Here is a 13,473-nt window from a genome sequence, read left to right as displayed (position 1 = left end):
ATGTGAGTTAAAACATGAAGTATGATAACTACATCATGCAAGTTGGCCATTCTGATAATCAGTGATTGCTTGCTTAATTTCTTCCCGAGTATTCATTACGAAAGGGCCGTATTGAACGATGGGTTCTAATAAGGGACGGGCAGCAAGCACCAAAAATGCAACCGCTGTATCTCCAGCACTAACCTCAACACGTTCGCCTGCAGTCAGAACCCCCACCGCTTGTGGCTCCAATAGGCGCTGTTCTGCCATAGGTCCCACCAATACTTTACCTTCGTAAGGATACACAAATGCATTGTGTCCTTCTGCAATCAATTGGGTAAAGCTTTCTCCTGCAAGTAGGTGCACATCCATAAATAGCGGGGCTGTACTTAGGCCTTGAATAGGCCCTGAAATAGTTTTACCGTCTAATATCGCTGTTCCAGCAATGATTTTGACCATGCCGCCATTGTTCAGATTCACTAACGGAATCTCTTCCGGTCGAATATCCAGATAAGCGGCTGGCTTCATCTTTTCACTGGCAGGCAGGTTTATCCAAAGTTGAAAACCACGCATACGCCCGCTTTCTTGTTGAGGCATTTCAGAGTGAATAATGCCGCGTCCAGCGGTCATCCATTGTGCACCTCCACTTTTTAAATCACCTTTATTGCCTAGATGATCCTGATGCAACATATGGCCATCGAGCATGTAAGTGACTGTTTCAAATCCACGATGCGGATGATCTGGAAAGCCAGCGATGTAGTCATCAGCATTTTCAGAAGAAAATTCATCCAACATTAAAAATGGATCTAATCGCGTAAAGCCAGACTGACCAAGGCTTCGGCGTAACTTCACGCCCCCACCATCTGAGGTTGGAATAGACTGAATCACTCTTTGTAATTGGCGAGCTTGCATTTTAACCTCCATAACTCAATGGCAAACAAAACTAGTCTGCCATTCCATTGTGCTTACGACATTTTAATTTACTCGTTATTGCTTAACGGCTTCAACCGGTAAAGTGATCGTCACTTCATCACTTACGTAAGGCACATGTTTAGCCATATTAAAATCTGAACGCTTTACTACTACAGTGGCATTTGCACCGCAAGCATCTTTTTTTAACATTGGGTGTGGCATGCACATAAAAGATGTCACCGTAAGCGTTTCTGGCTTGCTAATGCCTTTGATAGTCAGCGTGCCATCAATTGAAACAGGCCTGTCCCCTTCAAAATTGATTTTTTTAGAAACAAAAGTAGCCGTCGGAAATTTTGCAGTATTAAAAAAGTCTTCAGCTTGAATATGCTCGTTAAATAAAGTGACCCCAGTGTTCACAGAGGTAGTATCAATCGTCACATCTACAGAGCCAGTTTTAGCAACCCGGTCAATAACGATTTTACCCGTGGCTTTATCAAAGCGGCTTAATTGAGTCGAATAGCCAAAATGGTTATAGGAAAATCGCGGTAATGTGTGATTACTGTCGATAATATATGTTTCCGGGGCAGCGATAGCAGCTGTGGAAATAGTTGCAGCGATAGCAAGTACGGCAAAGCGTTTCATTGATTTACTCCTAAATAAATAGCGATTAAAAAAGTAATACATTTTTCCTAGTAATTACTAGAAAGAAATTCGACTTTTTTGTTATTTATTACAACGTAAAAGTCATATCGCAATAGAATATTTGCTATTAAACACTTTACTAATAAGATAAAAAAGTATAATAATTTGCTATTAATCATCAGTTAATTAGATAAGTATAAATGACCCCTAATATCAGTCTGGAGCAATGGCGCACACTAATCACCATTGTAGATGCTGGCGGTTATGCCCAAGCCGCAGAAATCATGTATAAAAGCCAATCTGCTGTAACCTACGCTATCCAAAAAATTGAATCCCTACTTGAGGTCAAAGTCTTTGAAATACAAGGGCGTAAGGCAATTCTTACACCAACAGGCCAGATGCTCTATCGTCGTGCATTAGCGCTAGTGAATGAAGCAAATGAACTTGAGCACGCAGCTCACGCTTTGTCTGCCGGCTGGGAAGCAGTCATTAATATTGCAGCAGAAATATTATTCCCTTCCCACCTTTTATTGTCATGTATGGCGCAATTTGGATCAGAAAGCCCGCATACACGAATAGAGCTGGTTGAGTCCGTCATAGGAGGGACATCCGAAGCCCTACTCAAGGGAGAAGCAGATATAGCCATTTCACCTCAGTTACCTCCCGGTTTTTTGGGAGACCTTCTGATGCGAGTGAGATTAGTCGCAGTTGCCCACGCCGAGCATCCGCTACACCATATAGGTCATATGTTAACTTTTACAGACCTGAGAGCTTATCGCCATTTAGTAGTAAGGGATTCAAGCAAAAAGCGCGACCAGCGTGCGGCTTTTGTAGAAGTAGATCAAAGATGGACCGTAAGCCAAGTTGCTACGTCAATTGAAGCGGTTGCCATGGGCTATGGCTTTGCATGGCTGCCCGAAGAGCATATCAAGCTGGAACTTAAGTCAGGCCTACTTAGACCACTCCCCTTGCTGGAAGGAGGCGTTCGCGAAATTCCGTTATATCTAGTACTGGCTAATCCAGATTTCGCAGGTCCAGGAATAAGGCGTATGACAGAGATTATCAAGAACTCTGTAGAATAAATCGACATTAATTAAAACGACACACACTTCCGTGAATTCCATAACATTGGTAGGGCGTGCGAGGATCGAACTCGCGACAAATGGATTAAGAGTCCACTGCTCTACCAGCTGAGCTAACACCCCATTACAGCATCTTTAAATATCTAAGCTAATTATACCAAAATTAAAATCTATCGTATGTTTTAAGATGTGAGCGAGTAAAAAAACAAAAAAGCCTAGTCATTTCTGACTAGGCTTTGTATTTGGTGCGTGCGGGGATCGAACCCACGACAAGCGGATTAAAAGAACGTAGGTCTAGTTACAGTCCTATATAAATCAACTACTTGCAACGCTCGCGACTTGTAAAGTTAGTTGTATTTAATACAGATTAGTCATATTTAGTACCAATTAGTTACGTTTTGGCTACGTTCATTTAATACTTTTGGTTAATCACAACTATGATCAATAGTTATGAGTAGGGATGTTAGGAAATTTATTAAATCAAAGTTTGTTAATTTAATAAATTAGTGCTATAGTATTTTAGTGCATTATTATAAATCGACAAACTAAACAAACTAAACAAACTAAACAAACTAAACAAACTAAACAAACTAAACAAACTAAACAAACTAAACAAACTAAACAAACTAAACAAACTAAACCAACTAAACAAACTAAACAAACTAAACAAACTAAACAAACTAAACACGACAAATACACAAAATAGCGAAACTAAACCCAAAGCGGCGTTTGAAGATAATTCAAACAAAGTTAGGAGTAAATAATGATGAATACACATGAAATTAAATCAAGCGTAAAAGTAGTCGGCTTAAATGGCCAGATTTCACTTGGGAAAGAGTTTGCTGGCAAGCAGGTGCTTGTAGAGGAGCGTGAGCCTGGTGTTTGGATGGTACGTACTGCCTTAGTCATTCCTGAGAATGAGTTATGGCTACACCAACCTCAAGTGAAACAAGGTTTGCAACGTGCTTTGGCATATGCACAAGCTAATTCACCCCAAGAAACCGACGACATTGACGCATTTTTTGGGAATGTTGAAAATGAAAGAAAAAATAAAGCTGGACTTAAACAATCCCGAGTTTCAGGAAAGTTGGCTAAGGCTTGATAAGGTAGAGCGTAACAAGGTTACAGATACACTTAAAAAGTTAAGCCAATTAAGCTGGGAGCAGGTATATAAGGATCAAGGTTTGAAGTGGGAAAAAATTGTCAGCGTTAAGCCCCCCAAGGGCATTGAGGCAATTTATTCACTTAGAATCACACAATCCTGCCGAGCTGTTACATTTAGAAATGGTGACATAATGAGTTTTTTGATTATTTCGCCTGATCACGACGCGACCTACGGGAAGAAGTAAAAAAGAAGCCAGAGCAATCTGGCTTCTTTTTTGAACCTGTAAATAATTCTGTGTAAATGCTGTTTGAGTACATTAATTGAAGGGTGGCAGTCTGTCACCCAATTCAATACTAAACCGATTTAGCGCTGCCTTCCAATCCCGTAATGGCATCGTCCATTTCTTGGAAGCTTGTAGCATCGCCAAATATACTACTTTAAATGCCGCATTGTCATTGGGGAAGATTTTACGGTCGCCGTAGCTTCAATGCGGAAAAAATGAAGCCTGTGACCATTACGAAACGAGCCAGCGAGTTTATCAATCGAGGGGATATTGCAGGGAGGATTCAGGAGTTACGCAAGCCAGCAATCGATGCCGCTCAATTCACGCTTGAAGAACATTTGAATGCCCTAAAAAACTTAGAGATGATGCCGCCATGGCTAATCAGTTCAGTGCGGCCATTACTGCCGAAGTCAATCGTGGAAAAGCATCAGGCTTTTATATCGAGAAAAGTAAATTTGGTGGAGATCAGGATGATCCACTAACTGCGTTAATAAAGCGCATACAAGGAAGTGCATTGCCAGTCGTTAGCGATGCGGATATTCCTAGCGATGACGATTATTGAGAAATTAACAATCTGTATTGATTGAATTTGCCTACACAGCGCCTACACGAAATAAAATTCACTAGAAAAGAAAAAGGCTCCCATCGCTGGAAGCCTTTTAGATATTGGTAGGGCGTGCGGGGATCGAACCCACGACAAACGGATTAAAAGTCCGCTGCTCTACCAGCTGAGCTAACGCCCCATTGTGTTACATGGGTAATACTGTGTTTCTGGTGTGATTTTTTTCTAAAGCCACTTTATTACTTAATAAAGCATTACTTACGAAAGGGCGCAATTATGCTAGAAACTACTGGCTTGGTCAATGCAAAACTAACAAATAAATTAACTTTTTATATTCTTTATATTGATGGGCTAATGAAATTTTTCAGCAATTTACGTAGATTGCCAGGCATTACTAGCTATCACTGCATTATTTAGCGCATACCAGGCATTTTTCCGCCCATTAAATTACCCATACTGCGCATCATTTTGGCCATGCCGCCTTTGGCAAACATTTTCATCATTTTTTGCGTTTCTTCAAACTGCTTTAATAAACGATTCACTTCTTGCACCTGTACGCCAGAACCATCTGCAATGCGTTTCTTACGTGTAGCTTTAATTAACTCAGGCTTGCGGCGCTCTAACGCAGTCATGCTGTTAATAATACCCTCGATGCGACGAATGGCTTTATCCGCATCGTCAGGGTTCATTTTGGCTGCCATACCGGACATCTGTGCTGGCATTTTATCCATGAGTGCGCCCATGCCACCCATTTTTCGCATTTGCGACATTTGCGCTTTGAAGTCGTCTAAATCGAAATTCTTGCCAGATTTAACTTTATCGGCAAGCTTTTGTGCCTCTGCCATATCAACGTTTTTATGGGCTTGTTCAATCAAGCTAAGCACATCCCCCATGCCCAATACACGTGAAGCCATACGCTCTGGGTGAAATGGCTCTAGTCCATCTACTTTTTCACTTACGCCGATAAATTTAATTGGCTTGCCAGTAATATGGCGCACAGATAGTGCCGCACCGCCGCGCGAGTCGCCATCGAGCTTGGTAAGTATCACGCCTGTGAGTGGCAATGTGTCACCAAAGGCTTTTGCTGTGTTTACAGCATCCTGACCTTGCATCGCATCGACCACAAACAATGTTTCAATCGGGTTCAGTAGCGTGTGCAGTGCTTTGATTTCTGCCATCATCGCTTCATCAATACCTAGGCGACCTGCAGTATCGAAAATCACCACATCGTAATAACCGCGCTTGGCGAAATCTAGTGCGGCATGGGCAATATCTGCTGGTTTTTGACTGGCATTACTATCAAAGCAATCTACTTCTAATTGTTTGGCGAGTGTTTTAAGTTGCTCTATCGCAGCCGGACGATAGACGTCCGCACTGGCTAACAACACTTTCTTTTTTTGCTCTTTTAACAATTTTGCCAGTTTGGCAGATGTAGTGGTTTTACCCGAACCTTGTAAACCTGCCATCAAAATAATGGCGGGCGCCACGGCTGCTAAGTTCAAGCCTACATTAGCCTTACCCATAAGGGCGGTAAGTTCATCGTGCACAACTTGAATAACCGCCTGACCTGGTGTAAGGCTCTGCAATACCTCTTTGCCTTGAGCGCGCACTTTAACTTGCGCAATAAACTCTTTCACCACGGGCAGAGCCACATCGGCCTCAAGCAAGGCCATGCGCACTTCGCGCATTGCATCTGCAATATTTTCTTCAGTTAGCCTAGCTTGGCCACGTAGAGTTTTAATAACGCCCTGTAGGCGGTCGGTCAGATTTTCTAGCATTGCATTCTCTTACGAATCATTAGATACTCAATTTTACATCAACCTATTATATTTACAGCATAATTGCGCCATAATCACGTTATGCAAAAATTAATCTCATATTTCGCTGTTGTATTTATCTATTTAGCTGTTGCAACAGATTTCTGGCGCTGTGCTAAGACCCCGGCAATGTCCCAATACTTGAAGCTACATTCCACCATGATAGCGTTTGGATTAATTATTCACGCCTGGCTGTTATATCAAACCATTTTTGTTAATGGCTATAATTTAGGATTTTTTAATGTTCTTTCAGCAATAGCCTGGCTCACCGTACTAATTTACTGGGTGGCTGACCTCAATCACAAGCTCACCAGCCTGCAAGCATTTGTACTGCCGCCAGCGGCTATCTTTGCACTTTTACCTGCATCCAATGCAACCAATCACTTCATGCCCTTAGCTGAGTCACCACTGTTTTTAGCACACATCACCATCGCCTTGCTGGCTTACAGTCTATTCACATTCGCTACATTTCACGCTCTACTTATGACAGTGGCTGAGCGCAGTTTGCATAACAAGCCAACGCCTATCAAATTGCCGAGCTTTCCGCCACTCATGGTAATGGAGAGCTTGTTATTCAGAATCATTAGCTTAGGCTTTATTTTGCTGACTATCACGCTCGTTAGCGGCATGTTGTTCTCTGAGGAGATTTTTGGAAAACCCATGCAATTTAATCATAAAGCCGTATTTTCAATTGCCAGCTGGTTTATATATGGCGGGCTTTTATATGGTCGCTACCAATACGGCTGGCGTGGCTTAAAAGCCATTCGTTGGACTTTGAGTGGCTTTATCTTGCTTGTACTGGCTTACGTAGGCAGTAAGTTCATATTGGAAGTGTTACTGGGTCGATAAAAGCCTTAAAAATCCAGATTCTAGCGCAAGCTAATTTGTGGCCACCCTTGCTGTTTTGCATAGGCCGTTAGTATTTCATCAGCATCTACCGCTACAGGATCAGTTACCAACTTCATCAGCGGCAAATCGTTGTGCGAATCGCTATAGAAATAACTGGTTTTAAAATCTGACAACTGTTGCCCACGTGCTTCTAGCCATTGATTGATTCGAATGACCTTGCCTTCTTTGTAAGTTGGCACACCGGTCACACCACCCGTATATTCGCCATTCACCATTTCCGGGTCACTGCCAATCAAATGCTCGATGCCATAAGCGGTTGCAATGGGCTTGGTTACAAAGCTATTGGTTGCAGTAATGACCACACATAAATCACCTGCTTGCTTATGCTTATCTACCAAATCCTGCGCTTTTTGCGTCATCATCGGGCGGATGATTTTTTGCATATATTTTAAATGAAGCTCATCCAAGAACTTTTTGGAGTGCTGTGAAAGCGGTTTTAGCTGAAATTTTAAAAATTCCGTAATATTTAAACAGCCATTTTTATAATCCAGATAAAACTGTTCGTTACGGTCATGATGCGTTTTCGCATCAAGCAAACCTTCACTTATCAAAAATAAGCTCCAGTTATAGTCGCTATCACCAGCAAGCAGGGTATTGTCTAAGTCAAATAGTGCTAGGTTTTGTTTCATATTAAACATCTTTTAAATTAAACTTTTGTAAATTAAATGCTCTAAATTTCTTTATTGCTGGCAGACAGCACTAGGAACACGCCAATCAATATCACGCCAAGCGCAATGAATTCAGTCGTTGTCACATGCTCATTTGCAAACCAAATGCCCACGATAAACGCCACTACGGGGTTCACAAATGTATTACTGCTGGCGACTAGCGGGCGCACGGTTTTAAGTAAATATTGGTAAGCACTGTATGCAACCAATGAGCCCAATACCACTAAGAACAACATAGCACCCCATGATTTTTGGCTAATTGTTTGCGGCCAAGTTTCACCTTGCAGAGAACTCACCATTAACAATACCACACCACCGGCCAGCATTTGTGAGGCACTTGCCATCAAACCATCAGGCATATCCAAACGCTTGCTCCACACTGAACCAAATGACCAACTCGCTGCTGCAAAAATCAGCAACATTGCACTCGCTAGTTCGCCGTGCAGGCTGCCACCCACATTTAACAGCACAATACCTGCTAGGCCAACAGCAATACCAAGCCATTCTTTACTGGTGATTTTATGCCCCCAAATGGACGAGAAAATCGCCATCCAAATCGGTGCAGTGGCAATAGATAGCGCTGCCACGCTAGATGAAACCGTTTGCTGCACATAGCATACCGTTCCATTGCCCAAAGCTGGCAGAAAAATACCAACCGCGGTTGCACCTAACCATTGCTGCCTGGTAGGATTTGGTGCGCCAAAAAAACGCATCACGCAATATAAAATCGCCCCTGCAATAGTAAAGCGCACACCTGCCATGAGAAATGGCGGAAAGCTTTCTATACCAAAACGTATGGCGAGATAAGTTGAACCCCATATAAAATAGGTGCAGAACAGCGCTAAAACAATTAGCAGACCTTGATTTTTAATTTTCATTTGACGCGTCTTACCATTTCAAGATTGCGCGAGAACAAAGCGCCTGAACGAAGACAGTACATTTTGTACGGCAAGTTCAGACAACAAAGTTATCGCGCAATGTTGTAATGGTTATACTTGAGGATGCGCACGCTCAGACTTAGACTGTATCTTATTCAACGCATTCAAATAGGCCTTTACCGAGGCAACTACAATGTCAGTATCCGCGCCTTGGCCATTTACAATACGGCCGCCTTTAGAAAGACGCACAGTTACCTCGCCCTGTGCATCCGTGCCACTGGTAATATTGTTTACAGAATAAAGCTGCAATTCAGCACCACTTTGTACGATAGTTTCAATCGCCTTGAAGGCTGCATCAACCGGCCCGCCACCGTCAGCCTCAGCACGTTTCTCAATGCTATTTTCTGATATGGTAATAATCGCATGTGGCACTTCACCTGTAATAGAGGAAACTTGCAAATACACTAATTTGAAGCTTTCTGCCGCCTCTGAAACAAATTCATCGCTTACTAAAGCATGCAAATCCTCATCAAATATCTCAGATTTTTTATCCGCCAAATCTTTGAATTTTGCAAAGGCAACATTAAGCAAATCATCTGTTTCCAACTCTATACCAAGCTCTTTTAAGCGTGTTCTAAACGCATTACGACCAGACAATTTACCCAAGGTTAATTTATTGGCATTCCAGCCCACATCCTCTGCGCGCATGATTTCGTAAGTCTCACGGTGTTTTAATACGCCGTCCTGATGTATACCAGACTCATGCGCGAAGGCATTCGCGCCAACAATAGCCTTGTTTGGCTGTACTGGGTAACCTGTAATCGTCGACACTAATTTACTTGTTGGCACGATTTGCGTCGCATCAATACGCGTAGTTAAGTTGAAAATATCGCTGCGGGTTTTAATCGCCATTACAATCTCTTCAAGACTTGCATTGCCTGCACGCTCTCCCAAGCCATTAATCGTGCATTCAACTTGTCGCGCACCGTTCATGACGGCGGCCAAGGAGTTAGCGACTGCCATACCTAAATCGTTATGGCAGTGCGTACTCCATACCACCTTATCAGAGTTTTTAACGCGCTTAATCAAAATGGCCATGCGCTCACCCCAAGGAGCGGGAATGCTATAGCCCACCGTATCTGGCACATTGATGGTTTTAGCGCCTGCTTCAATGACGGCATCAAATACGCGCACCAAGAAATCGATGTCTGAGCGCACTGCATCTTCAGCTGAAAATTCAACATCATTAGTGTATTCCAACGCCCATTTAACCGCTTGTACGGCGCGCTCAACCACTTGGTCTTCGGTCATGCGAAGTTTGTTTTCCATGTGGATTTTGCTGGTAGCAATAAACGTGTGTATACGCCCGCTAGCCGCATGTTTTATAGCTTCGCCTGCACGGCGCACATCGTTCTCGCTCGCGCGTGCCAACGAACAAACCGTCGAGTTTTTAATGATTTTGGCAATCTCTGAAATTGCATCAAAATCGCCAGGGCTTGCAGCGGCAAAGCCTGCCTCAATCACGTTTACACCCAACTTTTCAAGCTGGCGGGCAATACGGATTTTTTCTTCTTTAGTCATCGCTGCACCCGGGCTTTGTTCGCCATCGCGCAAGGTAGTATCAAAAATAATAATTTGATCTTGTTTTGTTGTTTGGCTTGCAGCTTGATTAGTCGCTTGATTCATAGTAATTACCTAATTTTTATTCTGTTTAATTTTAGCGCTATTTAACTCAACTTGATTGATGTACATGAAATCGAGCTCAAATAGTAGCATCTCGTCGCAATGATTACGCAACGTCATTTAATACATGGTGTGGGAGGGGTGTAGTTTGCGCGCTAGCGCAGGTTGTTGGCACGAAGCGCAACAGCACGAGATTTTGAATTGTAAATTTCAAATAATTTGCGCCAAAACAATGCACTAGCCAAAAGGCTAGCTACAAAAAAAATATCTGAAATGTATGAATTCAACATAATGATAGAAATATAGTATTTTTTACAGGATTCTGCAAGTGTTTAATTTGAAAGTATTTAACTCGTTATATATATCGCACAAATTATAAATGGACCTAATCTTTTTTACCTTTTTCTAACTTATCTTGCACCCACATGATATAGCCAGAAAGTGCATAGGAAGCCATCACGAAAAATAGCACTTCGGGCGGGCTATATGAAATCAACACTATCACCAGCATGATTCCTAGGATCACGAAAAATGGCACGCTCTCCTTCAAGTTAATATCTTTGCCGCTGTAATAACGCAAATCTGTCACCATCGAAAGTCCCGCAAATATAGTGATGCCCCAAGCCATCCATTTCCATTGCAATATGCCAAAAAATACATCGCGCCCGCTCACGCCATATTCATATGAAACCCATACAAAACCCGCTAACAAAGCGGCAGCGCCTGGGCTAGGCAAACCTTGAAAATAGCGTTTATCTTGATGTTCATCGTCTAATTTGGTGTTGAATCTAGCTAAACGTAACGCTGCGCAGGCGCAGTAAGTAAATGCGGCTAACCAGCCTAGTTTACCCAACGGCTTTAATGCCCAAACATATAAAATAAGCGCTGGCGCTACACCGAAAGACACCATATCTGACAAGCTATCGTATTCTGCACCAAATGCGCTTTGCGTATTAGTCATACGAGCAACGCGACCATCGAGCCCGTCTAACACCATGGCAATAAAAATTGCGATTGCTGAAAGTTCGAAGTTGCCATTCATTGCCTGCACAATGGCAAAAAAACCTGCAAACAATGCTGCCGAGGTGAATAAGTTGGGCAGCAGATAGATGCCTCGCGCACGAAGGCTAGCGCTGTCGGTTTCCCTACGTTTAACTTTGTCGTTAAGTTTAATCTTCTCGTTAGGCTCAGCCATGCTTGGAAACCATCAGTTATTAAGTTGAGCTATTATAATAAACACTTTTTACTCAAGACGTAAAAAAATAGCGCACCAAATGAAAGAAAATCGGCGCAGAAAAACTGACAGAATCCATTCTATCAAGCATCCCGCCATGGCCTTCTATCATACTTCCCCAATCTTTAGCGCCCAAACTGCGCTTAATGGCGGACATTACCAAGCCTCCGAGAAAGCCCATAACAACAATCACTGCTGCCATGCCTGCGCTTTGCAAAGGGGTAAAAGGCGTCATCCACCACAAGGCCGCACCTACCAAAATAGTAGATAGGCCACCGCCAACCAAGCCTTCCAGAGTCTTATTAGGGCTAACGACAGGTGCTACTTTTGTTTTGCCGAACAAGTTACCAAACACATATTGCAACACATCGCTCAATTGAACGATAAGTAAAAAGTAAAATAGCAACAATAGGTTTTGACCTTCAAAATTAATGATGGGCAATAAAAGTAGTGCTGGTGCGTGGCTTATGCAATAAATCGCAATCATCACGCCCCATTGAATTTTGGCAGCGCGCTCTAAAAAATGCTCGGTATCTTGCGCCAGCACAGAAATAGAAGGCATCAGCAAGAATGCGTATACCGGAATCAGAGTGCTGAATAACCCATACCACTCAATGTAAATCAAATAATAGTGGAGCGGAATTAGCAAAAAAAAAGCTAATGACAAAGTACGATGATCGCCCGAACGCGTGGGTGTAAGCGTCATAAATTCGCGCAATGCGAAATATGAAATAAAACCAAACAAAATAATCGTGCCTAACTTTCCTGCTAAAAACGCTATCCCAAGTATCACCACCATCACCCACCATGCGTTTACACGCGCAATCAGGTTATTGATGACTTTTTGAGATGTCTCGGATGGGTTTTGCCTGGCTAACAAACGTCGATTAAGCAGCCAGCCGATAACAGACGCAATCAGCAATAACGCCGCCACTCCACCGATAAGCCAGTAAAATTTTTGACTCGGACTCAGTGCCTCCAAAGCATTAATCAGGTTACCTAGCATGTTTCATTAACTCCTAAATCAAACTCAAAACCGCCTCGCGAGCGCGAGCTAAAAATACTTTTTTATGTTCATTTTCTTGCCGCACCAGCGGCGCACCAAAACGCACTGTGCATATCAGTGGCACAGGCAGAAAGCTACCTTTGGGCATACTGCGATGCAGGGTATCTAAATATACAGGGATTAATATCACCTGCGGAAAGGCTTCTGCCAAATGATATAAACCGCCCTTAAAGTCACTTGGCTCTGCTTGCGCCCTGCGTGTGCCTTCCGGGAATATTATCAACGAGTCGCCTGCATCCAAAGCGGCTAACAAAGGCGCTAGCGGGTCAGTATGGCGTGATACCTCACGATCTATCAACACCGCATTCAGCACTTTTAAGGCAATAAATTGTTTAATTATGCCCTTACCCCAATAATCTTTAGCTGCTACGGGTCTTGTATTGGCACGAATTTCAGCTGGCAGTGCCACCCACAAGGCTAGCGTGTCGAGATGGCTAGTATGATTGGTAAAGTAAATGCTTTGCGCCAAACTTGGTGCAGCATTAACCCAGCGCGGATTAGCGCCAATCAAAAGCCTTACCAAAGCTATCAGTCCTAATCTAGCTAAATGTGTGAGCATTTTTACTGCACTAATTTTCTTAAAGTTTATATTTAAATGACAGTTTTATTAGACAAAAATGAGTATAGCAAAGCCTTGTGATAATATCGCGGCT

Annotated in this window: 14 protein-coding genes, 2 tRNA genes and 1 pseudogene; 5 read left to right on the top strand and 12 right to left on the bottom strand. The window is 42.8% G+C overall.

All coding sequences use genetic code 11. From position 1 onward, the window contains the following. Window positions 1–33: 33 nt before the first annotated feature. The gene (locus Q8J82_RS04190) at window positions 34–891 is read right to left on the bottom strand and encodes a pirin family protein (protein ID WP_305327801.1); all 858 of its coding nucleotides are present in this window, start codon (window positions 889–891) and stop codon (window positions 34–36) included. Between the two features lie 75 nt (window positions 892–966). Further along, window positions 967–1,533: a YceI family protein gene (locus Q8J82_RS04185; RefSeq protein ID WP_304891512.1), complete on the bottom strand. Its 567-nt coding sequence runs from the start codon at window positions 1,531–1,533 to the stop codon at window positions 967–969. A 200-nt stretch (window positions 1,534–1,733) separates the two neighbouring features. On the opposite strand from Q8J82_RS04185, the gene Q8J82_RS04180 reads away from it, so the two are divergent. Further along, window positions 1,734–2,615: a LysR family transcriptional regulator gene (locus tag Q8J82_RS04180; protein ID WP_304891511.1), complete on the top strand. Its 882-nt coding sequence runs from the start codon at window positions 1,734–1,736 to the stop codon at window positions 2,613–2,615. Between the two features lie 47 nt (window positions 2,616–2,662). Here Q8J82_RS04180 and Q8J82_RS04175 read toward each other — a convergent pair. Continuing rightward, window positions 2,663–2,738: transfer RNA gene (locus Q8J82_RS04175), tRNA-Lys, on the bottom strand. Between the two features lie 640 nt (window positions 2,739–3,378). Between Q8J82_RS04175 and Q8J82_RS04170 the strand changes: the two genes are divergently transcribed. Both Q8J82_RS04170 and Q8J82_RS04165 read left to right on the top strand, forming a co-directional pair. Continuing rightward, window positions 3,379–3,717, top strand: a complete 339-nt coding sequence (locus tag Q8J82_RS04170; RefSeq protein WP_304891399.1) for a hypothetical protein — start codon at window positions 3,379–3,381, stop codon at window positions 3,715–3,717. Next, window positions 3,653–3,964, top strand: a complete 312-nt coding sequence (locus Q8J82_RS04165) for a hypothetical protein (protein ID WP_305252933.1) — start codon at window positions 3,653–3,655, stop codon at window positions 3,962–3,964. Before Q8J82_RS04170 ends, Q8J82_RS04165 begins: the two co-directional genes overlap by 65 nt. A gap of 72 nt (window positions 3,965–4,036) precedes the next feature. Here Q8J82_RS04165 and Q8J82_RS04160 read toward each other — a convergent pair. Further along, window positions 4,037–4,192 (bottom strand): annotated as a pseudogene (locus Q8J82_RS04160) (IS256 family transposase); the annotation flags it as partial. Between the two features lie 184 nt (window positions 4,193–4,376). Between Q8J82_RS04160 and Q8J82_RS04155 the strand changes: the two are divergent. After that, window positions 4,377–4,565, top strand: a complete 189-nt coding sequence (locus Q8J82_RS04155) for a hypothetical protein (protein ID WP_304891400.1) — start codon at window positions 4,377–4,379, stop codon at window positions 4,563–4,565. A 105-nt stretch (window positions 4,566–4,670) separates the two neighbouring features. On the opposite strand, the gene Q8J82_RS04150 is transcribed toward Q8J82_RS04155, so the two are convergent. Together Q8J82_RS04150 and ffh are read right to left on the bottom strand one after the other, a co-directional pair. Then, a tRNA-Lys gene (locus Q8J82_RS04150) sits at window positions 4,671–4,746 on the bottom strand. Window positions 4,747–4,978: 232 nt separating this feature from the next. Beyond that, the gene (gene ffh / locus Q8J82_RS04145; protein ID WP_304908783.1) at window positions 4,979–6,343 is read right to left on the bottom strand and encodes a signal recognition particle protein; all 1,365 of its coding nucleotides are present in this window, start codon (window positions 6,341–6,343) and stop codon (window positions 4,979–4,981) included. Window positions 6,344–6,424: 81 nt separating this feature from the next. Between ffh and Q8J82_RS04140 the strand changes: the two genes are divergently transcribed. After that, window positions 6,425–7,231 carry an inner membrane protein YpjD gene (locus Q8J82_RS04140; RefSeq protein ID WP_305252075.1) on the top strand — a complete coding sequence of 269 codons (807 nt, stop codon included), beginning with the start codon at window positions 6,425–6,427 and terminating at the stop codon, window positions 7,229–7,231. A gap of 20 nt (window positions 7,232–7,251) precedes the next feature. Here the strand turns inward: Q8J82_RS04140 and Q8J82_RS04135 are convergent, their stop codons facing one another. The 6 genes from Q8J82_RS04135 to Q8J82_RS04110 all read right to left on the bottom strand — a co-directional run bounded on the left by Q8J82_RS04135 (window position 7,252) and on the right by Q8J82_RS04110 (window position 13,379). Then, a complete protein-coding gene (locus tag Q8J82_RS04135; protein WP_304891937.1) occupies window positions 7,252–7,920 on the bottom strand; it encodes an HAD family phosphatase in 669 nt (222 codons plus the stop codon). 41 nt (window positions 7,921–7,961) lie between these two features. Further along, entirely contained in the window at window positions 7,962–8,837 is an 876-nt protein-coding gene (gene yedA, locus Q8J82_RS04130) for a drug/metabolite exporter YedA (protein WP_304891938.1), read from the bottom strand. Window positions 8,838–8,948: 111 nt separating this feature from the next. Continuing rightward, the gene (locus Q8J82_RS04125) at window positions 8,949–10,523 is read right to left on the bottom strand and encodes a 2-isopropylmalate synthase (protein WP_304891939.1); all 1,575 of its coding nucleotides are present in this window, start codon (window positions 10,521–10,523) and stop codon (window positions 8,949–8,951) included. Window positions 10,524–10,905: 382 nt separating this feature from the next. After that, window positions 10,906–11,715, bottom strand: coding sequence for a CDP-diacylglycerol--serine O-phosphatidyltransferase (pssA, locus tag Q8J82_RS04120; RefSeq protein ID WP_304891940.1), 810 nt, complete (start codon window positions 11,713–11,715; stop codon window positions 10,906–10,908). 52 nt (window positions 11,716–11,767) lie between these two features. Beyond that, a complete protein-coding gene (locus Q8J82_RS04115; RefSeq protein WP_305327800.1) occupies window positions 11,768–12,760 on the bottom strand; it encodes a phosphatidate cytidylyltransferase in 993 nt (330 codons plus the stop codon). Window positions 12,761–12,773: 13 nt separating this feature from the next. Then, a complete protein-coding gene (locus Q8J82_RS04110) occupies window positions 12,774–13,379 on the bottom strand; it encodes a lysophospholipid acyltransferase family protein (RefSeq protein WP_305327799.1) in 606 nt (201 codons plus the stop codon). Window positions 13,380–13,473 lie beyond the last annotated feature (94 nt).

This window comes from Methylotenera sp. (assembly GCF_030684185.1).
Classification (GTDB): domain Bacteria; phylum Pseudomonadota; class Gammaproteobacteria; order Burkholderiales; family Methylophilaceae; genus Methylotenera.
The sequence above is the reverse complement of the archived record's forward strand: the minus strand, read 5'-3'. Positions and strand labels throughout refer to the sequence as shown.

Excerpts from the sequence above, each read along its gene's own strand:
- Q8J82_RS04190 (WP_305327801.1), bottom strand. The coding sequence starts at position 891 with ATGCAAGCTCGCCAATTACAAAGAGTGATTCAGTCTATTCCAACCTCA.
- Q8J82_RS04185 (WP_304891512.1), bottom strand. The coding sequence starts at position 1,533 with ATGAAACGCTTTGCCGTACTTGCTATCGCTGCAACTATTTCCACAGCT.
- Q8J82_RS04180 (WP_304891511.1), top strand. The coding sequence starts at position 1,734 with ATGACCCCTAATATCAGTCTGGAGCAATGGCGCACACTAATCACCATT.
- Q8J82_RS04170 (WP_304891399.1), top strand. The coding sequence starts at position 3,379 with ATGATGAATACACATGAAATTAAATCAAGCGTAAAAGTAGTCGGCTTA.
- Q8J82_RS04165 (WP_305252933.1), top strand. The coding sequence starts at position 3,653 with ATGAAAGAAAAAATAAAGCTGGACTTAAACAATCCCGAGTTTCAGGAA.
- Q8J82_RS04155 (WP_304891400.1), top strand. The coding sequence starts at position 4,377 with ATGGCTAATCAGTTCAGTGCGGCCATTACTGCCGAAGTCAATCGTGGA.
- ffh (WP_304908783.1), bottom strand. The coding sequence starts at position 6,343 with ATGCTAGAAAATCTGACCGACCGCCTACAGGGCGTTATTAAAACTCTA.
- Q8J82_RS04140 (WP_305252075.1), top strand. The coding sequence starts at position 6,425 with ATGCAAAAATTAATCTCATATTTCGCTGTTGTATTTATCTATTTAGCT.
- Q8J82_RS04135 (WP_304891937.1), bottom strand. The coding sequence starts at position 7,920 with ATGAAACAAAACCTAGCACTATTTGACTTAGACAATACCCTGCTTGCT.
- yedA (WP_304891938.1), bottom strand. The coding sequence starts at position 8,837 with ATGAAAATTAAAAATCAAGGTCTGCTAATTGTTTTAGCGCTGTTCTGC.
- Q8J82_RS04125 (WP_304891939.1), bottom strand. The coding sequence starts at position 10,523 with ATGAATCAAGCGACTAATCAAGCTGCAAGCCAAACAACAAAACAAGAT.
- pssA (WP_304891940.1), bottom strand. The coding sequence starts at position 11,715 with ATGGCTGAGCCTAACGAGAAGATTAAACTTAACGACAAAGTTAAACGT.
- Q8J82_RS04115 (WP_305327800.1), bottom strand. The coding sequence starts at position 12,760 with ATGCTAGGTAACCTGATTAATGCTTTGGAGGCACTGAGTCCGAGTCAA.
- Q8J82_RS04110 (WP_305327799.1), bottom strand. The coding sequence starts at position 13,379 with ATGCTCACACATTTAGCTAGATTAGGACTGATAGCTTTGGTAAGGCTT.